This window comes from Microbacterium laevaniformans (genome assembly GCF_016907555.1).
GTDB classification, from domain to species: Bacteria; Actinomycetota; Actinomycetes; order Actinomycetales; family Microbacteriaceae; genus Microbacterium; species Microbacterium laevaniformans.
This window is the reverse complement of the sequence record NZ_JAFBCE010000001.1, coordinates 950,667-973,669: the sequence shown is the minus strand read 5'-3', so window position 1 is coordinate 973,669 and position 23,003 is coordinate 950,667. Positions and strand designations below refer to the sequence as shown.

The 23,003-nt window shown below is 67.3% G+C and carries 21 protein-coding genes; 7 read left to right on the top strand and 14 right to left on the bottom strand.

Features of this window, described 5'->3' with window-relative positions:
• From JOE53_RS04510 to trpD, 3 genes are all read right to left on the bottom strand, one after another.
• Complete coding sequence (locus tag JOE53_RS04510) at nucleotides 1-987, bottom strand: PHP domain-containing protein (protein ID WP_204946911.1); 987 nt, start codon at nucleotides 985-987, stop codon at nucleotides 1-3.
• 74 nt (nucleotides 988-1,061) lie between these two features.
• Entirely contained in the window at nucleotides 1,062-1,553 is a 492-nt protein-coding gene (locus tag JOE53_RS04505) for an aromatic ring-opening dioxygenase LigA (RefSeq protein WP_204946910.1), read from the bottom strand.
• A 93-nt stretch (nucleotides 1,554-1,646) separates the two neighbouring features.
• Nucleotides 1,647-2,708 carry an anthranilate phosphoribosyltransferase gene (gene trpD / locus JOE53_RS04500; RefSeq protein WP_204946909.1) on the bottom strand — a complete coding sequence of 354 codons (1,062 nt, stop codon included), beginning with the start codon at nucleotides 2,706-2,708 and terminating at the stop codon, nucleotides 1,647-1,649.
• A gap of 121 nt (nucleotides 2,709-2,829) precedes the next feature.
• Here trpD and ctaE point away from each other — a divergent pair, with 121 nt between their 5' ends.
• From ctaE to JOE53_RS04475, 5 genes are all read left to right on the top strand, one after another.
• The gene (gene ctaE, locus JOE53_RS04495; protein ID WP_005049205.1) at nucleotides 2,830-3,474 is read left to right on the top strand and encodes an aa3-type cytochrome oxidase subunit III; all 645 of its coding nucleotides are present in this window, start codon (nucleotides 2,830-2,832) and stop codon (nucleotides 3,472-3,474) included.
• 21 nt (nucleotides 3,475-3,495) lie between these two features.
• Nucleotides 3,496-4,299: a cytochrome bc1 complex diheme cytochrome c subunit gene (gene qcrC, locus JOE53_RS04490; protein WP_005049203.1), complete on the top strand. Its 804-nt coding sequence runs from the start codon at nucleotides 3,496-3,498 to the stop codon at nucleotides 4,297-4,299.
• 46 nt (nucleotides 4,300-4,345) lie between these two features.
• The gene (qcrA, locus tag JOE53_RS04485) at nucleotides 4,346-5,425 is read left to right on the top strand and encodes a cytochrome bc1 complex Rieske iron-sulfur subunit (RefSeq protein ID WP_036287972.1); all 1,080 of its coding nucleotides are present in this window, start codon (nucleotides 4,346-4,348) and stop codon (nucleotides 5,423-5,425) included.
• Entirely contained in the window at nucleotides 5,422-7,248 is a 1,827-nt protein-coding gene (gene qcrB, locus JOE53_RS04480; protein ID WP_204946908.1) for a cytochrome bc1 complex cytochrome b subunit, read from the top strand. Before qcrA ends, qcrB begins: the two co-directional genes overlap by 4 nt.
• 84 nt (nucleotides 7,249-7,332) lie before the next feature.
• Nucleotides 7,333-7,740: a rhodanese-like domain-containing protein gene (locus JOE53_RS04475; RefSeq protein ID WP_204946907.1), complete on the top strand. Its 408-nt coding sequence runs from the start codon at nucleotides 7,333-7,335 to the stop codon at nucleotides 7,738-7,740.
• Here the strand turns inward: JOE53_RS04475 and JOE53_RS04470 are convergent, their stop codons facing one another.
• From JOE53_RS04470 to JOE53_RS04445, 6 genes are all read right to left on the bottom strand, one after another.
• Nucleotides 7,741-8,559, bottom strand: a complete 819-nt coding sequence (locus JOE53_RS04470) for a PP2C family protein-serine/threonine phosphatase (protein WP_233449484.1) — start codon at nucleotides 8,557-8,559, stop codon at nucleotides 7,741-7,743. It abuts the gene before it with no gap.
• Between the two features lie 20 nt (nucleotides 8,560-8,579).
• The gene (locus JOE53_RS04465; protein ID WP_005049192.1) at nucleotides 8,580-9,014 is read right to left on the bottom strand and encodes a cytochrome c oxidase subunit 4; all 435 of its coding nucleotides are present in this window, start codon (nucleotides 9,012-9,014) and stop codon (nucleotides 8,580-8,582) included.
• The gene (gene ctaD, locus JOE53_RS04460; RefSeq protein WP_061681646.1) at nucleotides 9,015-10,778 is read right to left on the bottom strand and encodes an aa3-type cytochrome oxidase subunit I; all 1,764 of its coding nucleotides are present in this window, start codon (nucleotides 10,776-10,778) and stop codon (nucleotides 9,015-9,017) included. It abuts the gene before it with no gap.
• Nucleotides 10,778-11,683, bottom strand: coding sequence for an aa3-type cytochrome oxidase subunit II (gene ctaC, locus JOE53_RS04455; protein ID WP_204946906.1), 906 nt, complete (start codon nucleotides 11,681-11,683; stop codon nucleotides 10,778-10,780). The genes ctaD and ctaC overlap by 1 nt, the downstream gene beginning before the upstream one ends.
• A gap of 132 nt (nucleotides 11,684-11,815) precedes the next feature.
• Entirely contained in the window at nucleotides 11,816-12,187 is a 372-nt protein-coding gene (gene erpA, locus JOE53_RS04450; protein ID WP_036287992.1) for an iron-sulfur cluster insertion protein ErpA, read from the bottom strand.
• 123 nt (nucleotides 12,188-12,310) lie between these two features.
• Complete coding sequence (locus JOE53_RS04445) at nucleotides 12,311-13,699, bottom strand: dipeptidase (RefSeq protein ID WP_204946905.1); 1,389 nt, start codon at nucleotides 13,697-13,699, stop codon at nucleotides 12,311-12,313.
• 77 nt (nucleotides 13,700-13,776) lie between these two features.
• Here JOE53_RS04445 and JOE53_RS04440 point away from each other — a divergent pair, with 77 nt between their 5' ends.
• Together JOE53_RS04440 and JOE53_RS04435 are read left to right on the top strand one after the other, a co-directional pair.
• A complete protein-coding gene (locus tag JOE53_RS04440; RefSeq protein ID WP_204946904.1) occupies nucleotides 13,777-14,337 on the top strand; it encodes a DUF3043 domain-containing protein in 561 nt (186 codons plus the stop codon).
• Nucleotides 14,338-14,350: 13 nt separating this feature from the next.
• Nucleotides 14,351-15,427 (top strand): hypothetical protein, encoded by a 1,077-nt coding sequence (locus JOE53_RS04435; RefSeq protein ID WP_204946903.1) that lies wholly within the window; start codon nucleotides 14,351-14,353, stop codon nucleotides 15,425-15,427.
• Here JOE53_RS04435 and JOE53_RS04430 read toward each other — a convergent pair.
• Genes JOE53_RS04430 through dnaE form a run of 5 tightly spaced genes read right to left on the bottom strand, consistent with a single transcriptional unit; the run spans nucleotide 15,390 to nucleotide 22,890 of the window.
• Complete coding sequence (locus JOE53_RS04430) at nucleotides 15,390-16,424, bottom strand: quinone-dependent dihydroorotate dehydrogenase (protein ID WP_204946902.1); 1,035 nt, start codon at nucleotides 16,422-16,424, stop codon at nucleotides 15,390-15,392. The genes JOE53_RS04435 and JOE53_RS04430 overlap by 38 nt on opposite strands.
• Before the next feature lie 52 nt (nucleotides 16,425-16,476).
• Nucleotides 16,477-16,941, bottom strand: coding sequence for a transcriptional regulator NrdR (gene nrdR, locus JOE53_RS04425; protein WP_036288013.1), 465 nt, complete (start codon nucleotides 16,939-16,941; stop codon nucleotides 16,477-16,479).
• A 3-nt stretch (nucleotides 16,942-16,944) separates the two neighbouring features.
• The gene (gene hisD / locus JOE53_RS04420; RefSeq protein WP_204946901.1) at nucleotides 16,945-18,261 is read right to left on the bottom strand and encodes a histidinol dehydrogenase; all 1,317 of its coding nucleotides are present in this window, start codon (nucleotides 18,259-18,261) and stop codon (nucleotides 16,945-16,947) included.
• Between the two features lie 9 nt (nucleotides 18,262-18,270).
• A complete protein-coding gene (locus tag JOE53_RS04415) occupies nucleotides 18,271-19,371 on the bottom strand; it encodes a hypothetical protein (protein ID WP_233449483.1) in 1,101 nt (366 codons plus the stop codon).
• 48 nt (nucleotides 19,372-19,419) lie between these two features.
• Nucleotides 19,420-22,890, bottom strand: a complete 3,471-nt coding sequence (gene dnaE, locus JOE53_RS04410; protein WP_233449758.1) for a DNA polymerase III subunit alpha — start codon at nucleotides 22,888-22,890, stop codon at nucleotides 19,420-19,422.
• Between the last annotated feature and the right edge of the window lie 113 nt (nucleotides 22,891-23,003).

Below are 23,003 nucleotides of genomic sequence, written 5' to 3'. Positions count from 1 at the left end.
TCAGCGCGCGAGCCACGCGCGCAAGCGGTCCAGCGGCCACGTGGTGATGATCCGCTCCGGCGGGACGCCGGTTCGCTCCGCACGAGCGGCCCCCTCATCGATCAGACCGAGTTGGCCGGGCGCGTGCGCATCGGAGTCGAGGGAGAAGAGGCACCCCTCCGCCAGCGCGAGAGCGATGAGCCCCGACGGCGGATCCTCACGCTCGGGTCGTGCGTTGATCTCGACGGCGACGTCATGAGCCGCGCAGGCCGCGAACACGGCGCGCGCATCGAAGGTGGAAGCCGGCCGGGTGCCCCGCTCGCCCCGCACGAGCCGGCCCGTCACGTGGCCGAGGACGTGCGCCTGGCCCGAAGAGACCGCCGCCACCAGACGGCGGGTCATCGCCGAGGATTCCATCCGCAGCTTCGAGTGCACCGAGGCGACGACCACGTCCAGCCGCGCCAGCAGCATCCGCTCCTGATCGAGACGCCCGTCGTCGAGGATGTCCACCTCGATGCCGCTGAGCAGCGTGAAGCGATCGTCGCAGAACGACGGTACTTCGTCGAGCTGCGCACGCAGTCGTTGCGCGCTCAGACCGTTGGCCACGCGCAGACGCGGCGAGTGATCCGTCAGCGCGAGGTATTCGTGACCGAGGGCGCGCCCCGCGTCGACCATCTCGCCGATCGAGGTCGTGCCGTCCGACCAGTTCGAGTGACAGTGCAAGTCGCCACGCAGCATCGCTCGCAGCGTCGAACGTGCAGGGGCGAATCGGTCACGCAGCTCCGCGAGGTAGGCGGGCACCTCGCCGGCCAGCGCCTCGTGGATCACTCGGAACGACGAGTCCCCGATGCCCGCGCGCCTGCGGAGGCTCGCGTCATCACGCAGCTCGTCGTCCGAGAGATCCTCGATCGCTGCCGCCGCCCTGCGGAAGGCGGCAGAGCGGTATCGCGACGCCCGCTCGCGCTCGAGCAGCGTCGCGATCTCCCGCAGCGCGTCGATCGGATTCATCTGCACGCCATCATGACAGCGAAACGGGCCCGCGCGGCGCGCGAGCCCGTTCCAAGGGGACGATCTGTGAGGCGTCAGGACCGAATCACGGCAGACCGCCGCACGACGACAGGCACCGAGGCCAGCCGAGTGAGGGCCGCACCGAAGAGGATGGACAGGATCCCCACCCCCATCGCGAAGGCGGCGACACCGAACGAGACGACGGAGGTGAACAGCGAGGCGCGCAGGAACGACGCGTTCATCATGGTCGCGCGCACCGGATCCTCCCTGTCGAGTTCGGCATAGGTCTTACCGCCCGACGCCTTCAGCGCGTGGTGCTGGATGATGTCGGCTTGCACGTAGGCGGTGAACGGGCCCTGGACGGTCTGCCCCTGGAAGGCCATCGCATCGTCGGGCACCGTGATGTTCTCCGCGCGCAGCTGGCTGGACACCGTGAGCCAGACGACAAGACCCACCACGATGAGCGCGATGCCGCCGAGGATGCCGAGAACGCCGGCGATCTTGACGAAGCCGACCTTCTTCTGCGGGGGTTCAAGGGTGTCGGCGGTGGCGATGTTCTCTGACATGGCGGGGCCTCTCTTCGGTGCCGTGCTGTTGCCTCACGGTATCGCTCTCACGAGGGCCGGGACCAGGCGAACGGGCCGGAGAAAACCCTGTGGTCAGTCCACAGCGCGAGTCGTTGCCTCGACCCAACGGTCGAGGACACCGCGAGCCGAGCCGTCGTCGATCGCCGCCGCTGCCCTGTCGCGAGCGTCGGCGAGACGCTCGACGATCGGCAGCTGCACCTGCGTGGCATCGCGGAACAGGTCATACGAGACGATCCCCGCGGCCGCGTTGAGCAGGACGATGTCGCGTACGGCGCCCTTTTCGCCGTCGAGCACCCGTCGCACGACCTCGGCGTTGTGCTGCGCATCGCCGCCGAGCAGGTCGTCGATATCCGCCAACGGGATGCCGAGGTCTCGCGGATCGAGGTCGTGCTCGTGGATGTCCCCCCGACTGATCTCCCACACACGGCTGTGACCGGTGGTCGTGAGTTCGTCCAGACCGTCGTCCCCGCGGAAGACCAACGCCGTGGCTCCGCGCGTCTGGAAGACGCCGGTGATCAGAGGGACGCGATCGAGAGCGGCGACCCCGACGGCATTGGCCTCGGCGCGAGCGGGGTTGCAGAGCGGTCCGAGGAAGTTGAAGACGGTGGGCACGCCCAGTTCCGCTCGCGTCGGTCCGGCGTGACGGAAGCCGGGATGGAAGGCGGACGCGAACGCGAACGTGATGCCGGCCTCGGTCAGGACCTCGGCGACCCGCTCCGGCGACAGAGCGAGGTCGATGCCGAGCGCGCCGAGCACATCGGAGGAGCCCGAAGCCGAACTGGCAGCCCGGTTGCCGTGTTTGACCACCGGGATACCGGTCGCAGCGGCCACGATCGCCGACATGGTCGAGATGTTGACGGTGCCGAATCGGTCTCCCCCGGTGCCGACGATGTCGAGCACGTCGGCCGATACGGGCAGGGGCAACGCCGCCTCGAGGATCGCGTCACGGAAGCCCACGATCTCGTCGACCGTCTCCCCCTTCGCACGCAGGGCGAGCAGGAATCCGCCGAGCTGCGACGGGGTCGCCGTGCCCTGCATCACCTGCCGCATGGCCCACGTCGACTCCGACACGCTGAGGTCGCGCCGCTCGAGCACGGCAGTGAGGATTTCGGGCCAGGAATAGAGCTCCGCCATGAGCCCCGATCCTATCGGCACTCTGCCAGCCAACTCCCGGCGCGCCCGAAGGGCCCTCCAATCCCCCCGAAAGTCGAACGCACCTTCAGTGATGCGAAAACCGGCTGTGAAATCAGCCATAATGGGGAGCGTGACGACCACTCCAGCGACCTATTCCCAAGCCTTGCGTTCCGTCAAGCGGCCGGATCCGGTCGCCGTCGGCACCATCGTGTGGCTCGGCAGCGAGGTCATGTTCTTCGCGGGTCTCTTCGCGATCTACTTCACGCTGCGCAACGCCTCCCCTGACCTGTGGGCCGCCAGCACCGGGGACCTCAACGTGCCGTTCGCGGCCGTGAACACCGGCATCCTGGTGCTCTCCTCGTTCACCGCCCAGGCCGGTGTGTTCGCCGCCGAGCGCTTCCAGCCGTATCGTCGCGGCTCCATCTGGCAGTTCCGCCAGTGGGGAATGGTGGAGTGGTTCTTCCTCACGTTCGTGATGGGCGCCGTCTTCGTCTCCGGCCAGGTGTGGGAGTACGCGACGCTCGTCGCAGAGGGCATGCCGATCAGCGCGAGCTCGTACGCGTCGGCCTTCTACATCACCACCGGTTTCCACGCGCTGCACGTGACGGGCGGCCTCCTGGCCTTCCTTCTCGTCATCGGCCGCGCCTACGCCGTCAAGAACTTCGGACGCAAGGAGATGACGTCCGCGATCGTCGTCTCGTACTACTGGCACTTCGTCGACGTGGTGTGGATCGTCCTGTTCTTCGTCATCTACGTCGTCAAGTAAGAAGCGGAGCTGAGTTCCTCCATGGCAACCAAGACCACCCGGCAGAAGACCGGTCGTCGCAGCAAGTGGGCTGCCGCCGCGCTCATCGGCATCGGCCTTCTCGTCACCGGCGGCGTCTACGCCGGCGCGTCGGCGGCAATGGCCGCGACGGAGCCCGCGTCCGCGTCGTCCACCACGCTCACCGTCGAAGACGGCAAGAAGCTCTTCCAGGCCAACTGCGCCACGTGCCACGGCCTCAACATGGAGGGCACCGCTGACGGGCCCTCGCTCTACGGGGTCGGAGAGCTGGCCGTCGAGTTCCAGATGTCGACGGGACGCATGCCGCTGCAGATGCAGGGGCCGCAGGCACCTCAGAAGCCGGTGCAGTTCACCGAGGACCAGATCCGTGCGATCGCGGCCTGGGCACAGTCGGTCGCGCCCGGCCCGACCTACCCGGATGCGCGCATCCTCGACGGCAAGGGCGATGTCGCCAACGGCGCCGAGCTCTTCCGCGTCAACTGCGCCATGTGCCACAACGTCGCCGCCGCCGGTGGTGCACTCACCGAGGGCAAGTACGCCCCGGCACTGACCAAGACCAGCCCCCTGCACATCTACGCGGCGATGGTCACCGGCCCGCAGAACATGCCGGTCTTCAACAACATGACCATCACTCCGGACGAGAAGCGCGACATCATCTCGTCGCTGATGTACCTGCAGGAGAACGAGTCCGCCGGCGGTTTCAACCTCGGCTCGCTCGGCCCGGTCTCGGAGGGTCTGTTCATCTGGATCTTCGGCATCGGCGCGCTCATCGGCATCACCGTGTGGATCACGGCGAAGTCGAACTGATCGGGCACACGTGGACAACGGCACTGACGTAGGGAACGGACGAGACATGGCACACGAGGAAGACGCACTCGAGCACGAGAGGGCTTCATGGAAGCCCTCCCCCGGGCTCGCTGTCGCCGTCCCCGACCCCGTGCAGAACCCGGGCCTCCCGCCCCACCGGGAGCGCATCACCGATAAGGACCCGGCGGCCATGCAGCGCGCCGTTCGCACGGTCTACACGCTGTTCTACCTCTCCCTCGCGGGCAGCATCTGGGCCGTCGCCGCCTACATGCTCTTCCCGATCGAGAGCGGTCAGATCGTCGACATCCGCCACAACAACCTGTTCATCGGGTTGGGCATCGCGCTCGCGCTCCTCGCAATCGGCATCGGTGCGATCCACTGGTCAAAGGCCGTGATGAGCGACAAGGAGCACATCGAGCCGCGTCACGCCACGCGCGGACGCGACGTGACGCGAGAGGGCGCCGTCGCCGTCTTCCGCGAGGCGAACGAGGAGTCCGGGTTCGGACGCCGCACCGCCATCCGCGGATCGCTGATCGCCGCTCTTGTCGCCTCGGTGCTTCCCGGCATCACCCTGTTCCGCGGTCTGGCTCCCGAGTCCAGCCCCGAGAACCCGATCGCCGGCGACCCGGTCGCCCTCCTCAGCCACACGATGTGGAAGAAGGGTGAGCGTCTCGCGCACGACCCCACCGGCGAGCCGATCCGTGCTGCCGACCTCACTCTGGGCTCCGCGGTGCACGTGATCCCCCAGTCTCTCGCCGAGCTCAGCCACAGCGATGGCTACCTCGAGGAGAAGGCGAAGGCGATCGTCCTGCTGATGAGGATGCTGCCCGAGCAGATCGTCGAAGCCGAAGACCGCAAGAGCTGGTCGTACAACGGCATCGTGGCGTACTCGAAGGTCTGCACGCACGTCGGCTGCCCGGTCGCGCTGTACGAGCAGCAGACCCACCACCTGCTCTGCCCCTGCCACCAGTCGCAGTTCGACGTGACCCACGGCGCCGCGGTGATCTTCGGACCGGCCGCTCGTCCGCTGCCGCAGCTGCCGATCACCGTTGACTCCGAGGGGTACCTGATCGCGCAGAGCGACTTCACCGAACCCGTCGGCCCGAGCTTCTGGGAGCGCCATTGAGCACCGCGACTGTCACCGAGACAGGCCCTGACACCACGCCTCAGACCTCCCGCGACGAGAAGCCGCTGGGCGGCCGCTTCGTCGCCGGCGCGGCGAACTACCTCGACGAGCGCACCAGCATCTCCGGCCTGGTCAAGGAGCTCGGTCGCAAGATCTTCCCGGACCACTGGTCCTTCATGCTCGGCGAGATCGCGCTGTGGAGTTTCGTCGTCGTCCTGCTGTCGGGAACGTTCCTGACGTTCTTCTTCCAGGCATCCATGGTCGAAACGCACTACGACGGGGCGTTCGTCCCGCTGCGCGGCGTCGAGATGTCTGCCGCTCTCGACTCGGCGCTGCGCCTGTCGTTCGACATCCGCGGCGGCCTGCTGGTGCGTCAGATCCACCACTGGGCGGCTCTCGTGTTCGTTGCCGGCATCGGCGTGCACATGCTCCGCGTGTTCTTCACGGGTGCGTTCCGCAAGCCGCGCGAGCTCAACTGGGTGATCGGCTTCATCCTCTTCATCCTCGCCATGGCCGAAGGCTTCACCGGCTACTCGCTGCCGGACGACCTGCTCTCGGGCAACGGCCTGCGCATCATCGACGGCATGGTCAAGGGCATTCCGGTCATCGGCACCTGGACCTCCTTCCTGTTGTTCGGTGGTGAGTTCCCGGGCACTCAGATCGTCGGGCGCCTCTACACGCTGCACATCCTGCTGCTGCCGGCCATCCTGGTGGCGCTGCTCGCCGTGCACCTCATGCTCATGATCGTGAACAAGCACACCCAGTTCGCCGGTCCTGGCCGCACGAACAGCAATGTCGTGGGCTTCCCCATGGTCCCGGTCTACATGTCGAAGATGGGCGGCTTCTTCTTCATCACGTTCGGCGTGATCGTCCTGATCGCCTCCCTGTTCACGATCAACCCGATCTGGAACTACGGTCCGTACGACCCGTCGCCGGTCTCGGCCGGCACGCAGCCCGACTGGTACATCGGGTTCGCCGACGGCGCGCTGCGTCTCGTGCCGCCGCACCTCGAGTTCGTCCTGTGGGACCGCACCTGGTCGTTCAACATCCTCATCCCTCTGACGGCTCTGGGCCTGTTCATCGTGATCGTGATGCTGTACCCGTTCATCGAGGCCTGGATCACGGGCGACAAGCGCGAGCACCACATCGCCCAGCGTCCGCGCAACGCCGCGACGCGCACCGCGATCGGTGCCGCCGGTGTGACGTTCTACGCGGTGCTGTGGGCCGCGGCATCCTCGGACATCATCGCCACCCACTTCTGGCTCACGATGGAAGGCGTCATCCACACGCTGCAGGCGCTGTTGTTCGTCGGGCCGGTGCTCGCGTACTTCATCACGAAGCGTCTGTCCATCGCGCTCCAGAAGAAGGACCGCGAGATCGCCCTGCACGGCTACGAGTCCGGCCGCATCGTCCGTCTTCCGGGCGGCGAGTACATCGAGGTCCATCAGCCGGTCGACCAGTACGAGATCGTCAAGCTCGTCGACTTCGAGACCAACCAGCCGCTCGTGGTGCGTCCGAACGATCAGGGTCGCATCCCCTGGCACGAGAACTTCCGCGCCTCGCTGTCGCGCTGGTTCTTCGAGGACCGGCTCGCTCCGGTCACTCAGGCGGAGCTCGAGGAAGCGCGTGCCCACCAGCATCACACGCTGGATCACATCGCCGCTGAGGAGGATGCCGAGATCCAGGGCATGCACGAGCGGGCGGGAGTCGGCGACGCGCCGCACCACCCGATCGACGATGGTCGCCAGAGCGAGACCGCCGTCCGCCCGTCGAATGTGATCGTCCCGGATGGCGACACGAAGGACGCGAAAGACAAGGACTGACACCCGCTCAGGCTGGCAGTCAAGCGGCGAGGAGTGACCGTCCCGGTCCTCCTCGCCGCTTCGTCGTTCGCGTAGCGTCGAACCATGACTGACGCCCTCTCCTACTTCACCGGCAAACTCGCACACGAGACCGACGCCTCGGACGTCTACGCGGCTCAGCGCGACGGAGAAACCTTCGTACTCGTCGACGTGCGCGGCGCCGACGCCTGGGCCCAGGGCCACCCCGTCGGAGCGATCCACATGCCCTACCGCGAGATCGCTCAGCGTGCGGCGAAGGAGATCCCCCTGACGACGCCGGTGGTCGTGTACTGCTGGAGCCCCGGCTGCAATGCCGGCGCAAAAGGCGCCGTGGAGTTCGCCCGACTCGGCTACGCCGTGAAGGAGATGATCGGCGGATACGAGTACTGGGTGCGCGAGGGACTGCCCACCGAGAACGCTCAGGGCGCGCTCCCCCGCGTGTTCGACCCGCAGGTCATGTATGTGCGCCCGTGATCACTCCGCCTGCGCGACAGCGTGACACCGGGGCTTCAGCCGGCGATCGGTTGCGCGTCTTCGCTGAAGCGCTCGGTGGCCGCTCCCGCGAAGACACGACGGAACCCCCGCGGCGACGTCTGCAACGACGGCGGTCACATTGTCGCGTGAGCCGGCCTGCAGGGCCGCCGCGACGATGATCTCCGCGGCATCCTGTTGCCCGTCGACGTCTCGCAGGATCTCACCGATCGCGTCGTCCGGCAAGTAGTCGCTGACACCGTCGCTGCACAGCAGCCAGCGATCCCCGGCCACCGGCGTGTGCGCGGTCACGCTGACCGTATCGGACGGCTCGCCGCGAAGCGAGGCGGTGATGATGTTGCGGCGCGGATGCGTCATCGCGTCGGATTCCGTCACCAGCCCCTGATCGACGAGCACCTGGACGAACGAGTCGTCACGGGTCTGACGCAGCAGTCGTCCCGAACGAAGAAGATAGCCTCGAGAGTCTCCCGCGTGCGCAAGGAGCACGGTCCCGCCATCACCGAACCAGATCCCCGTGAACGTGGTCGCCATACCCGCCAGCGAGGGATCCCGCCGCACATGCGCGCCCAGATCCCAGTTGGCCACCCGCAGCCGAGTGGTCAGCTCTGCGGCATCGCCCGCTCGCCAGCCTCCTGCGACCAGCCGATGGACGAGAGCCGCCGATGCGAGATCGCCGGCGGGGCCGCCGCCGACACCGTCCGCCACGCCCGCGCCCCACGACGCGATGAACGCCGCATCCTGATTGACATCGCGAAACGGGCCGACGTCGCTGGAGACGCCGGCCCGAATCGAATGAGCCATCACCGCAGAACCGGCACCGCTCAGCGTGCGAAGTACCCGCGATAGTACTCGAAGACCCACCCGACGATGGCGACGACGAACACGCCGAGGCCGATCGGCAGCAGGAAGGTCCCGACCGCGAGACCCAGGATGCCGAGCGCCGCAGAGAACGCGAGCACCAGCGGCCACCACGACCACGGGCTGAACTCACCCATCTCGGGGTCGCCGTCATCGATGTCGGCCGTCAGCGAGTCCTCGGGCAGCTCGCCGCCCTGGGCGCGGTGCACGCGGTCGACGTAGAAGCCGATCATCGCGGCCATGAACACCGTGAACAGCAGCGCGACGCTGCCGACCCACTCGATCGCGTGGAACCACTGCCGGTCGGAGTGCTCGATGATGTTCCACCCCGTGTACAGGGCGAAGCAGAGGAAGAAGAACCCGGAGAGGATCCACCAGAGGTTGACGTTGGTCTTCACTTACTTGACCTTCCCCTCGGCCGTGTCCATGACGGGAGCATCGGGAGCGTCCTTCGCCGGACCGACACCGACCGGGAGCGCTGCTTCGGGGTGGTTGAGGTCGAAGGCAGGGCGCTCACTGCGAATGCGCGGAATCGAAGTGAAGTTGTGACGCGGGGGCGGGCAGCTGGTGGCCCACTCGAGCGATCCGCCGTAGCCCCAGGGGTCGTTGACCGTGACGCGTGGTGCCTTGCGCGAGGTGATCCAGACGTTCAGGAAGAACGGGATCATCGAGGCACCCAGGATCATCGCTCCGATCGTGGACACCTGGTTCTGCCAGGTCCAGCCGTCCGCTGCCGAGTAGTCGGCGTAGCGGCGCACCATGCCGTCGACGCCCAGCCAGTGCTGGATGAGGAAGGTCATGTGGAAACCGATGAACAGCATCCAGAAATGGACCATGCCGAGTCGCTCGTTCAGCATGCGCCCCGTCCACTTGGGCCACCAGAAATAGAACCCGGCGAACATCGCGAACACGACCGTGCCGAACACCACATAGTGGAAGTGAGCGACGACGAAGTACGAGTCGGAGAGGTGGAAGTCCAGCGGCGGCGACGCGAGGATCACACCGGTCAGACCACCGAAGACGAACGAGACCAGGAAGCCGAGCGAGAACACCATCGGAGTCTCGAACGTCACCGACCCACGCCACAGGGTACCGATCCAGTTGAAGATCTTCACGCCCGTCGGCACCGCGATCAGCATCGTCATGAGAGCGAAGAACGGCAACAGCACCGATCCGGTCACGTACATGTGGTGAGCCCACACCGAGACCGACAGCGCCGCGATGGCGATGGTCGCGTAGACAAGCGTCTTGTAGCCGAAGATCGGCTTGCGGCTGAACACCGGGAAGATCTCGGAAACGATGCCGAAGAACGGCAGCGCGATGATGTAGACCTCGGGGTGACCGAAGAACCAGAAGAGGTGCTGCCACAGCAGCACGCCGCCGTTGGCCGGGTCGTAGATGTGGGCGCCGAGAACGCGGTCGGCTGCCGCCGCCAGGATGGCTGCGGCCAGCACGGGGAACGCCATCAGGATCAGGATGCTCGTGACGAGCGTGTTCCACGAGAAGATCGGCAGGCGCCACATCGTCATGCCGGGCGCGCGCATCGTGATGATCGTGGTGATGAAGTTCACCGCACCGAGGATGGTGCCGAAACCGGACATACCGAGTCCGAGCATCCAAAGATTGCCACCGGCGCCCGGCGAGAACGACGCTCCCGCCAAGGGCTGATAGGCGAACCATCCGAACGCGGCCGCACCCTGAGGAGTCAAGAAGCCGGCGACGGCGATCACCGATCCGAAGATGAACAGCCACAGCGCGAACGCGTTCAGACGCGGGAACGCCACGTCCGGCGCGCCGATCTGCAACGGCAGGATCGCGTTAGCGAATCCGGCGAACAGCGGCGTCGCGAACATGAGCAGCATGATCGTGCCGTGCATCGTGAACAGCTGGTTGTACTGCTCCTTCGTCGGAAGGATCTGCATTCCCGGCTCGAACAGTTCGGCTCGGATGATCAGCGCCATCACGCCGCCGAGCAGGAAGAAGATCACCGACGCGATGAGGTACATGTACCCGATCGTCTTGTGGTCCGTGGAGGTGATCCACTTGACGATGATGTTGCCCTTCTGTCCCACGCGCGTCGAGCTCATCAGAGCCGCCTGACGCGGGGGCAGCGTGGTCGGGCGTGCGGAAGTCTCGCCCTGGAGAGGAAGCGTGGTCGCCATCAGTGTTGTCCCTCAGATTCGACGGGGGCTCCCGTGCCCGGGAAGTTCTGCAGTCGGTCGTAGGCCTTGTTGATGTCGCCGGTCTGACCGGCGGCGCGCAGGCCTGCGAGGTACTGCTGGTACTCGGCCGGCTCGACGACCTTGACCTTGAAGAGCATCATCGAGTGGTACTGGCCGCAGAGCTCGGCGCACTTGCCGTCGTATTCACCTACGCGTGTCGGGATGAACGACCAGTAGTTGTCCTTCCCGATGTACATGTCCTTCTTGTAGAGGAAGTCGACGATCCAGAAGGAGTGGATGACATCGCGGGAGGTCAGCTTGATCTTGACCTTCTCGTTGACCGGCAGGACCAGGGTCGGCAGATCGCTGGTGATGTTGCCCTGGGCGTCGGTCTGGGCCTGAACGCCCATGGTCCAGACGGCGTTGTCGCCGGCCTGGCAGTCTGCCTGGTCGTCGTTGTACTGGAAGTCCCAAGCCCACTGCTTGCCGATCGCCGTCACGCAGACGTCGGGGTTGTCGTACTGGGTCTCGAGCACCGCCTGGTCGCGCGCCGTGAAGGCGAAGAAGCCGAGCACCAGGATCAACGGGACAACCGTGTAGAAGATCTCGACCGGCATGTTGTAACGAAGCTGCACCGGCAGGCCGCGCTGGCCGCGACGACGACGGTAAGCGATGGCCGCCCAGGCCATGAGCGTCCACGTGATGACACCGACGGCGAGCAGGACGATCCAGGAGTTGACCCACAGACCCGACACCATCTCGGTGTGGTTCGTGGCCTGCGTGCCGTCGTCGGTGAAGCCCGGCAGGAAGCCGTTCAGCTCGGTGGGAGTGCATCCCGCGAGGGTGATCGCCGAGGCGATCCCGATCGGGATGACGGCGAGCCGGAGTCGGCGTTTGACGCGCACGGTGCACCTTTCGGGGTCATGAAGGTCGAACACCGTTCAGTCTAAGGCAAGCTCCCACCCGATTCAGGCCATCCGCCCAGGATGTCTGCCACTATCGGAGGGGTTTTTCCCGCCTGATCAGCGACGCCCGTCTCAGTGGAAGCTATCACCGCACGCGCAGCTGCCCGCGGCGTTCGGGTTGTCGATCGTGAAGCCCTGCTCAGAGATCGTGTCCTTGAAGTCGATCGTCGCGCCATCCAGGTACGGCACCGACATGTCGTCGACGATGACCTCGACGCCGTCGAAGTCCACGGCCTGATCGCCGTCGAGGAAGCGCTCGTCGAAATACAGCTGGTAGATCAGACCCGAGCACCCGCCGGGCTGCACCGCGACACGGAGGCGCAGGTCGTCGCGACCCTCCTGCTGAAGGAGGTTCTTCACCTTCTCGGCCGCGGCGTCCGTCAGGAGAACGCCGTGTGCAGCCGTGGTGGCCTCGACGGGGGTGTTGGTGGCGATGTCGGTCATGGCACTCTCCGGAACCTCGTTGCGATCGAAGCCGTTATCAGACGGCGGGTCGTGCTCGATTCTACGCGGCAGCGGAGACGTCGGGCCGATGACGCCCGCGCGCCGGCACGGCGGCGAGCCGTGTCACCCGCGATCGAGCTCCTCGAGCAGCAGAGCCTCGGACACGAGTGCGCGGCGGAACGTGTCCAGGTGGAGCGACTCGTTCGGGCTGTGGGCCCGTGCATGTGGATCCTCCACGCCGGTCACCAGGATCTGCGCGCCCGGGAACTCGCGCACCAGGTCCGCGATGAACGGGATCGATCCTCCGACGCCGATGTCGACCGGTTCGACGCCGTATCCCTCCCGCAGCGCGTCGCGCGCCGACGTCACCGCGGCCCCGGTGGTGTCGACCAGGAACGCATCGCCGCAGTCGACATCGCGGAAAGTCAGCTCCGCGCCGAACGGGGCGTGTGCGCGAAGGTGGGCCTCGAGCGCGGCGTAGGCCTCGCGGGCGGGCTGGCCGGGGGCCACCCGCATGCTGATGACGACGGAGACCTCGGGAGAGAGCGTGTTCGACGCGTTCTTCACGCTCGGCGCATCGATGCCGGTGACGGTGATCGACGGCTTGTTCCAGATGCGGCTGAGGATCGAGCCGCGTCCGATCGGGCTCACACCCTCGGGAAGCCCGGCCTCATCGCGCAGGGTCTCCTCGGAGTAGTCGGGAGTCGCTGCCGCGCGCTCGGTGAGCCCGGCGACGCAGACCGCACCGTCGTCGTCCCACATCGTGGCGAGCAGCTTCACCGTCGCCAGCATCGCATCGGGCACCGCACCGCCGAACATGCCGGAGTGGGAGGCGTGCTCCAGTGTGCGCACGGTCATCGTGAAGCGTGCGTTGCCGCGCAGCGATACCGTGAGGGCCGGAGTCGTCGCATCCCAGTTGCCGGAATCGGCGACGACGATGACGTCCGCGCGCAGCGCGTCGGCGTTGTCGCGGAGGAACTGCGCGAAGGATGCCGAACCGGCTTCCTCTTCACCCTCGATGAAGAGGTTCACACCGAGATCGACGTCGCCGCCGCACGCGTCGACGAGAGCGCGGAGGGCGCCGATGTGCGCCATGATCCCGGCCTTGTCGTCGGCGGCTCCGCGTCCGTAGAGGCGTCCACCGCGTACCGTCGGCTCGAAGGGCGGCGTCTCCCAGAGCGACTCGTCGCCGACGGGCTGAACGTCGTGGTGCGCGTACAGCAGAATCGTCGGACGCCCGTTGCGCGCTGCACGCGTCGCGAGGACCGCGGGCATCCCCTCCGCTCCCGTCTCGGGAACGATCGCGGTCTTCACCTCGACGCGCTCGAAGATGCCGAGCTGCTCGAGAAGTTCAGCCACCGCATCGGCGCTGCGTGCGACCTCGGCCCGATCGAAACCGGGGAACGCCACCGACGGAATGCGCACGAGTCGCCCCAGATCGGCGAGGGCGGCGGGGACGGCCGCCTCGGCGGCATCGCGGACGGCGGTACGACGGGACAGCTCCGAGCTCATGCGGGTAATCTTAGAGCGCAGCTGCCGCGCGTTCCCGCGCGTGCGCACCACCCGTGATGACAACGAGGATCCACACCGTGGCCAAGAACCCCGCCGCTCCCGACGCCGACGCCACCGTCCCGACCGGACCCGGCAAGCACCGTCCGACGCCGTCGCGAGCCGAGCAGGAGGCCGCCCGCAAGCGTCCTCTCGTCGCCGACACGAAGGAGGCGCGGGCCCGCGCGAAGGCCGAGCTGGCCTCGCAGCGCGAGCGTGCCCGCATCGGCATGGCGAACGGCGAGGAGAAGTACCTGCCGGTTCGCGACCGCGGCCCGCAGCGCCGATTCGTCCGCGACCTCGTCGACGGCGGATGGCACCCGGGCGAGCTGCTCATGCCGCTCATGCTGATCGTGATCCTGCTCAGCCTCGTTCCGAACACCGCCATCGTCTACTACGGGTTCGCCGCGCTCTGGCTGTACATCCTCGTGGTCGTCGTCGACATGATCATCACGAGCGCGCGGGTCAAGAAGCTCGCGCGCGAGAAGTTCGCCGACCGCACCGAGAAGGGCCTCGGCTGGTACGGCGCCATGCGCACCATTCAGATGCGCTTCATGCGCCTGCCCAAACCGCAGGTCAAGCGCGGCGGCCGACCCGTCTGAGACGTCCTCGACGATGCCGGACTCCCCTACCGACGGCGCGACGACGAGTCGGGGGCCGACGGAGCAGTCCACTCCTCGCGCCGCGCACCAGTGGCGAGTCTGGTTCGTCGTCGTGCCCGCGCTCATGGGCGTCGTGCTCTGCGCCGCGGGCGCACTGCTCGTCACTCCGACGAGCGACGGCGGATTCTCGGCCTACCTCTGCGTCATCATCGGCGGCTGGGCAGTCGGTTTCGCCCTCGTCAATGCGCTGAACGCCTGGCCAGAGCGGTGGCAGTGGGGAGGGCACGTCGCACTCGCCCTCGGGGGCATCGCGCTGCTGGCATCGACCACTCCTCTCATCCGGACCCTCGGATCGCTGCCGGAACCGTGGCCTCGCTCACTTTCCGTCGTCGCGCTCGGCATCCCACCGGCCGGTGGATGGGTGCTGATCACCCTCCTCGGTCGAATCTCCGGACGGTTCGACCGCGCCGCCGAGCGACGCGCGGCGGCCCTGGCGGAGCCCACGTGGAGCGGGGCGGATCGTCGTCCCGAAGTCACGGTGAACGCCGCGCGCTTCACGACAGCGGCGCTGACGGCTCTCGCCGTCGGAGCGGTGGTCGTCGTCGGCGCGCTCAGCGCGGTGGTCGTGATCGTCACCGAACGCTGGCTCCTCCGCCTGCCCCCGCTCATGATAATCGTCGCTTTGGGCCTCTTCGTCGGGATGCCGGTGTACGCGGCGATCTGGGGAGTCGTCAACAGTCGGCGCCTGCCCGTGACGCTTCGGTGGCACACCGGGGCGCTCGTCGTGGATGCCGAGGACCGCTGGACCGTTCCGTACCCGATGATCCAGAGCGTGATCTGGCGCTCGCAAGGCGGTACTGCGCGCTTCGAGGTGCACACCGCGACCCGCAGCGAGACATTCCTCGTGGGCATGGTGCGCCAGCGAAACGGTAGAGCTTCACAGCTGCCGCCGCTCATGCACCGGATGCGCCGGGTACTCGAGGAGTCTGGACTGCGCCCCCACGAGCGGCGCGGCACTCTGCGCTACACGCGGAGCGCGCCGACGAACACGGTCAGCGGGTCCGGCGCGCCGCCACCAGCCCTCGGTTGATCTGACGCGCCCAGAGGGGCCCGCGGTAGATGAAGCCGGTGTATCCCTGTACGAGGGTGGCCCCGGCATCCAGCCGCTCCTGGACGTCGGCCGCACTCTCGACGCCCCCGGCGGCGATGACGCAGAACTCGTCGGGCACGACCGCGCGGACGACCCTCAGCACGTCCAGCGCCCGACCGCGCAGCGGGGCCCCGGAGAGGCCGCCCGCACCCATCGCCGCAACAGCGGAGGCGTCCGCCGTGAGGCCTTCGCGTGAAATCGTCGTATTGGTCGCGACGAGCCCGGCCAGGCCGAGGTCGACCGCCAGACGCGCCACCGCTTCGACCTCGTCGTCGGGAAGGTCGGGAGCGATCTTCACGAGCAGCGGCGTGGTGCCCGCGGCATCCCGAACCGCCTCCAGCAGAGGGCGCAACGTCTCCACGGCCTGCAGCCCACGCAGACCGGGGGTGTTGGGTGAGGAGACGTTGACGACGAGGTAGTCCGCGACGGGGGCGACCAGCTTCGTGCTGGTGACGTAGTCGGCGGTCGCGTGCTCGACATCGACGACGCGACTCTTGCCGATGTTCGCCCCGAGCACGGCGCGGCGGGGTCGACGTCGCGAGCGGCCGAGCCTTTGGGCGGCGGCGGCGGCACCGGCGTTGTTGAAGCCCATCCGGTTGATGAGGCCCCGGTCGGCGATGAGGCGGAACAGCCGCGGACGCGGGTTCCCCTCCTGCGGCACTGCCGTCACGGTGCCCACTTCGACATGACCGAAGCCGAGCGCGTACAGCCCCTCGCTCATGACGGCGTTCTTGTCGAAGCCGGCGGCGACGCCGAACGGTGAATCGAAGTCGAGCCCCAGTGCACGCGTGCGCAGCGACGGGTCGGGTGCCGTCAGCGCGCGCATGATCGGACGCAGCGGCCAGATCCCGAACGCACGGATCACGGGGATGACGAGGTGATGGGCCCGCTCGGGGTCCATGTGCGCGAAGACGGTGCGGAAGATGAAGGCGTACATCGGATCTCAGCCTAGGGCGCGCTCAGGGTCGCCCCGCGCGCGATGGCCGTGACTACTCCGTCGCCTCCGCCGCGTGGTCGGCACGCAGCTGTGCGATCGACGCCTCGAAGTCCTCCAGCGAGTCGAAAGCCTGGTACACGCTGGCGAAGCGCAGATAGGCCACCTCGTCGAGGTCGCGCAGCGGGCCGAGGATGGTCAGACCGATCTCGTTCGTGTCGATCTGCGACGCGCCGGTCTGGCGTACCGCCTCCTCCACCGCTTGAGCGAGCATCGCCAGATCGCCTTCGGTCACCGGACGTCCCTGGCAGGCTTTGCGAACGCCGGACATCACCTTCTCGCGGCTGAAGGGCTCGATGACGCCGGAGCGCTTGATGACGTTGAGACTGGCGGTCTCCACGGTCGTGAACCGGCCTCCGCACTGCGGGCATTGGCGGCGACGGCGGATGCTGAGACCGTCATCGCTGGTACGGGAATCGATCACGCGCGAATCGGCGTGACGGCAGAACGGGCAATGCACGCGTCACTCCCCCGCCGAAAGGTCCGCGAACCGCGCAGTGACCGCTTCGCCGTGCGCCGGCAGCGCCTCGGCGACGGCCAGAGCGACGATGTCGTCGTGGGCCGCCCGCAGCGCTTCGCGGTCGTACACGATGACCTGCTGCGGACGCAGAAACGTCGCCGCCGACAGGCCCGCCGCGTACCGCGGCTGCCCGCCCGTCGGGAGCACGTGGTTGCTACCGGCCAGGTAGTCCCCGAGACTCACGGGCGAATACGCACCGACGAACACCGCACCGGCATTGACGAAGTCCTCCGGACGAGGGTCGCGCAGGTGCAGTTCGAGATGCTCCGGTGCGTACGCGTTGCTGAAGGCCGTGGCTGCCGCGAGATCATCGACCAGGACGACTGCCGACTGCGGACCGTTGAGCGCCTCGGTCGCGCGGGCCGCGTTGCGGGTGCGTGAGACCCGCTCCACGACCTCAGCACGCACACGATCCGCCAACTCCTGCGACCAGGTGACGAGCACCGCCGATGCCTGCTCGTCGTGCTCGGCCTGACTGATGAGATCGACGGCGACCAGTGCAGCATCGGCGTGCTCATCGGCGACGATCAGGATCTCCGTCGCGCCGGCTTCGGAATCCGTTCCGACGAGCCCGCCGACGGCGCGCTTGGCCGCTGCGACGAAGTTGTTGCCAGGGCCGGTGACGACGTCGACGGGCTCCAGGCCTATGCTGTCCACGCCGTACGCGTAGGCGCCGACCGCGCCGGCCCCGCCCATGGCGTAGACCTCCGTCACGCCGAGAAGTCGCGCGGCGGCGAGGATGTCGGGATGCACCCTTCCGTCCGCATCGGCTTGGGGCGGCGACGCGAGCGCGACCTCGCCGACGCCGGCGACCTGAGCGGGAACGACGTTCATGACGACGCTCGACGGATACACCGCCTTGCCGCCGGGCACGTAGACACCCGCGCGGCGAACGGGCTGCCAGCGCTGTTCGACGCGGCCACCGGGGACGATCTCGGTCATCGCCGCAGCGGGAACCTGGGCGGCAGAGGCCAGCCGCACGCGGCGGATCATCTCCTCGATCGCTCGCCGTACCCCCGGGTCGAGACGCTCGAGCGCGTCGTCGAGGTGCGCGGCGGGAACGCGAATGGCGTGATCCTCGACGCGATCGAAGCGCGCCGCCTGCTCCCGCAACGCCGCTTCTCCGCGCAGGCGCACGTCGTCGACGATCTCGAAGGCCGCCTGGAGGGCTGCGGCGCGGGCGGCTTGAGCACGGGGCACAGCAGCAATCCACTGCGCGGTCGTCAACTCGCGACCGCGCACATCAATGGTGCGGAGCATCGTTCCAGGCTACCCGCGTGTGACGCCGGAGACGTCCGTGAGGTAGCCGATGCGGCCGTCCTCGTGACGGACGACGAAGCGATCACCGCGATCCTCGATGACCAACGCCCAGGCGGTGGGTCCGATGCGAAACAGCGGTGTGCCGTGTTCATCGACGACGTCGCGCTCGACGGGAACGAGGGCCCAGAAGGCCTGCGACGGGCTGGGGGCGAGCACCGTCTCGTCCAAGACGGTGGTTTCCGACGTCGGCTCCGCGACGGGTGCGGCGCCATCGCTCTGGGCCCCGTCAGCGTGGGCGTCGGTCAGCGGCGTCGCGACGGGGCCCGAGTACGGCGCCCGCTGCGTTGCAGGACGGGCTACGACAGGGCGAGCGGGGCTCGCATACCGGTGGGCGGGCACCTGCGAGCGATGCTGGAAGTCCTCGCCGATGGTCGGCAGAAACCCCGCGAAGACGGTGAGCACGACGCCGGCCAGCATGAGGATGAACTCCGCCCAGACGACCCAGGTCGCGAGGAAGACGCTTCCTCCGCCCACCGAGACGAACGAGCTCCAGAGGATGCCGAGCCAGATGATCGACGAGACCGAGAAGGCGACCGAGGCGAACTGATCGATGCCGAGCGAGCCGACTCGGCGGATGCCCTGGGGCGACAGCCGGCGCAGGCCGATGAGGAACACCGCGACGGTCGGCACGCCGATCGTGAGCAGCCAGTCGATACCCGTCCACACCGACTTTCCCCACCCGCCGTTGCCGTAGCTGTAGATCGGGAAGAAGGAGACGACGAACGCGACGAGCCAGACCGCACCGAGAGACACCTCACGGATCGAGAACGGCCCCACCCCGTACTGCGCAGGAGCAGCCTCGTCTACGCCGGCCGGCCCGTCGGTCATCGCCTCGAACGCCTCGGCGAAGGTGACGGTCGAAACGTCCGGCGTGGGGGTCGCGGCAGGCTCATCGGACTCGGGGCTGGCGGCGGCGTGCGAGACCGGGGTCTCATCGTCGGCACGCGCCTCAGCGCCTGCGGACTCCGCGATCGCGGGGGCGTCGTACTCGTCCGGTGTGCTTTCACCGGCGGTCTGGGGGGTGGGCTTCTCGTCGGTCACGTCACGCATCCTTCCGGAACAGAACTCGATTGGGATCCTACTCGGCCGATCCCAGGCTCACCCCAGACACTGCGGTCCGAGAAGCCCCTTCAGCTCTCCGTACAGGTCGACGGTGACACGCACCTGGGCCGGCACCTCGAACACCTTCGCGACACCGCTCTTGTGCAGCTTGAGGGTGACCTCCGTGTCGCCGGGGTGCCGTGAGAACACCTGAGCCAGTTGCGTCACCGTCGTCTCCGTCGCGCGGTGCTCGGGCATGAGGAGCACGAGGGAACCCGTGGCGTCGACGGAGCCGAGGTCGGGCGAGAACGCCGACTGGCCGTGCAGGTTCAGCCCATCATCGCGTCGGGAGACACGACCGCGTACCACCAGGATGCTGTCGGCGATGAGCATGGACTGGAACTCGGTATAGGTCTTGCCCATGAACATCACGGTCACTTCGCCGTCGAAGTCCTCGACCGTGATCATGCCGTACGGGTTGCCGCTCTGCTTCGCGACGCGGTGCTGGACGCTCGTCACGAGGCCCGCCACCGTGACGATATCGCCGTCGTTGACGTCATCCGAGGCCAGAAGATCGTGGATGGACGTGGAGGCGTGCTTGGCCAGCGGGATCTCGAGCCCGGCGAGCGGATGGTCGGACACGTACAGCCCGAGCATCTCGCGCTCGAACGCGAGCTTGTCCTTCTTGGTCCACTCCGGTCGGGGCGGCACCTTCGGAGGCACCGCTTCCTCTGCCGCGTCGTAGAGCGAGTCGAAGTCGAAACCGATCGCCCCCTGAGCCTCGTTGCGCTTGCGGTCCACGGCCGCTTCGACCGCGTCTTCGTGCACCTCGAGGAGGGCCCGCCGTGTGTCGCCCATCGAGTCGAACGCGCCGGCCTTGATGAGGGACTCGACGGTGCGCTTGTTGGCGACGTGCATCGGCACCGTGTCGAGGAAGTGGTGGAAGCTGGAGAATCCCTCGTCGCCGCGGGCCTCGACGATGCCGTCGACGACGTTCGCCCCGACGTTGCGGACGGCGCCCAGCCCGAAGCGGATATCTTCGCCCACGGCCGCGAAGTAGCGGATCGACTCGCTGACATCGGGCGGGAGCACCCGGATACCCATTCGCCGACACTCGTTGAGGTACACGGCCATCTTGTCCTTGGAGTCTCCGACGCTCGTGAGCAGCGCCGCCATGTACTCGGCGGGATAGTGGGCCTTCAGGTACGCCGTCCAGTAGGAAACCAGACCGTAGGCGGCGGAGTGGGCCTTGTTGAAGGCGTAGTCGGAGAAGGGCAGCAGGATGTCCCAGAGCGCCTGAACGGCACCTTCGCCATAACCGCGTTCCTTCATGCCTCCGGAGAAGCCCTCGTACTGCTTGTCGAGTTCGGACTTCTTCTTCTTCCCCATCGCGCGACGCAGGATGTCGGCCTGTCCGAGGGAGAACCCGGCGACCTTCTGCGCGATCGCCATGACCTGCTCCTGATAGATGATCAGGCCGTAGGTGGTGTCGAGGATGTCGCGCAACGGCTCTTCGAGCTCGGGATGGATGGGAGTGATCGGCTGCTGACCGTTCTTGCGCAGCGCGTAGTTGGTGTGCGAGTTCGCGCCCATCGGGCCGGGACGGTAGAGGGCGATGACGGCGGAGATGTCCTCGAAGTTGTCCGGTTTCATCAACCGCAGCAGGGCACGCATGGGACCACCGTCGAGCTGGAAGACACCGAGGGTGTCTCCTCGCGTGAGCAGGTCGTACGCCGCGCGATCGTCGAGCGTCAGGTGCTCCAGGTCGAGTTCCTCCCCGCGGTTCATCCGGATGTTGTCGAGCGCGTCCGAGATGATCGTGAGGTTGCGAAGCCCGAGGAAGTCCATCTTGATGAGGCCGAGCGCCTCACACGACGGATAGTCGAACTGGGTGACGATCTGGCCGTCCTGCTCGCGGCGCATGATCGGGATGATGTCCAGCAGCGGCTCGCTGGACATGATCACACCGGCAGCATGCACACCCCACTGCCGCTTCAGGCCTTCCAGGCCCAGCGCGCGGTCGAAGACGGTCTTCGCGTCGGGATCGGTGTCGATGAGCGAGCGGAACTCGCTCGCTTCCTTGAAGCGCGGATGAGCGGTGTCGAACATGCCGGACAGCGGCATGTCCTTGCCCATGACGGCGGGCGGCATCGCCTTGGTCAGCCGCTCCCCCATGCTGAACGGGAAGCCGAGCACGCGACCGGCATCCTTGAGCGCCTGCTTCGATTTGATCGTGCCGTAGGTGACGATCTGGGCGACGCGTTCGGAGCCGTACTTGGCGGTGACGTAGTCGATCACCTCGCCGCGGCGACGATCGTCGAAGTCGACGTCGAAGTCGGGCATGGACACACGGTCGGGGTTGAGGAAGCGCTCGAAGATCAGCCCGTGCTCGAGCGGGTCGAGGTCGGTGATGCGCATGGCGTACGCCACCATGGAGCCCGCTCCCGATCCACGACCGGGCCCGACACGGATGCCGTTGTCCTTCGCCCAGTTGATGAAGTCGGCGACGACGAGGAAGTACCCCGGGAAGCCCATCTGCAGGATGATGCCGGTCTCGTACTCGGCCTGCGTGCGGACCTTGTCGGGGATGCCCCCCGGGTAGCGGTAGTGCAGGCCCGCCTCGACCTCTTTGATCAGCCAACTGTCCTCGGTCTCGCCCTGCGGCACCGGGAAACGCGGCATGTAGTTCGCCGAGGTGTTGAACTCCACCTCGCACCGCTCCGCGATGAGCAGCGTGTTGTCGCACGCCTCGGGGTGGTCGCGGAAGAGCTGACGCATCTCCGCAGCGGTCTTGATGTAGTACCCGTCGCCGTCGAGCTTGAACCGATTGGGATCGTCGAGCGTGGACCCGGACTGCACGCACAGGAGCGCCTCGTGGGCGTCGGCCTCGTGCTGGTGGGTGTAATGCGAGTCGTTGGTGGCAACGAGCGGGATGTCGAGATCCTTCGCGAGGCGGATCAGGTCGGTCATCACGCGACGCTCGATCGACAGGCCGTGGTCCATGATCTCGGCGAAGTAGTTCTCCTTGCCGAAGAGGTCCTGGAACTCCGCCGCGGCCGCACGAGCGGCGTCGTACTGCCCCAAGCGCAGACGCGTCTGCACCTCTCCCGACGGGCAGCCGGTCGTCGCGATGAGTCCTTTGCCGTAGGTCTGCAGCAACTCCCGATCCATGCGCGGCTTGAAGTAGTAGCCCTCCATGCTCGACAGCGAGCTCAGCCGGAAGAGGTTGTGCATCCCCTCCGTGCTCTGGCTCCACATCGTCATGTGGGTGTACGCGCCCGATCCCGAGACGTCATCGCTCTTCTGATCGGGCGATCCCCACGCCACTCTCGACTTGTCGCTGCGGTGCGTGCCCGGCGTCACGTACGCTTCCAGCCCGATGATGGGCTTCACGCCGGCCGCCTTGGCCGCGTTGTAGAACTCGAACGCCGCGAAGGTGTTGCCGTGATCGGTGACAGCGATCGCTGGCATCCCGTACTCGGCCGCGGCCTGCGTCATCGCCCCGATCTTGGCCGCTCCGTCGAGCATCGAGTACTCGCTGTGCACGTGCAGATGAACGAAGGAGTCGGTTGCCACACATCGAGTCTACGAAGGCCTCCGACATCCCCGGGCGGACGCCCCGTCGGCGGCGTCGAGCCCGC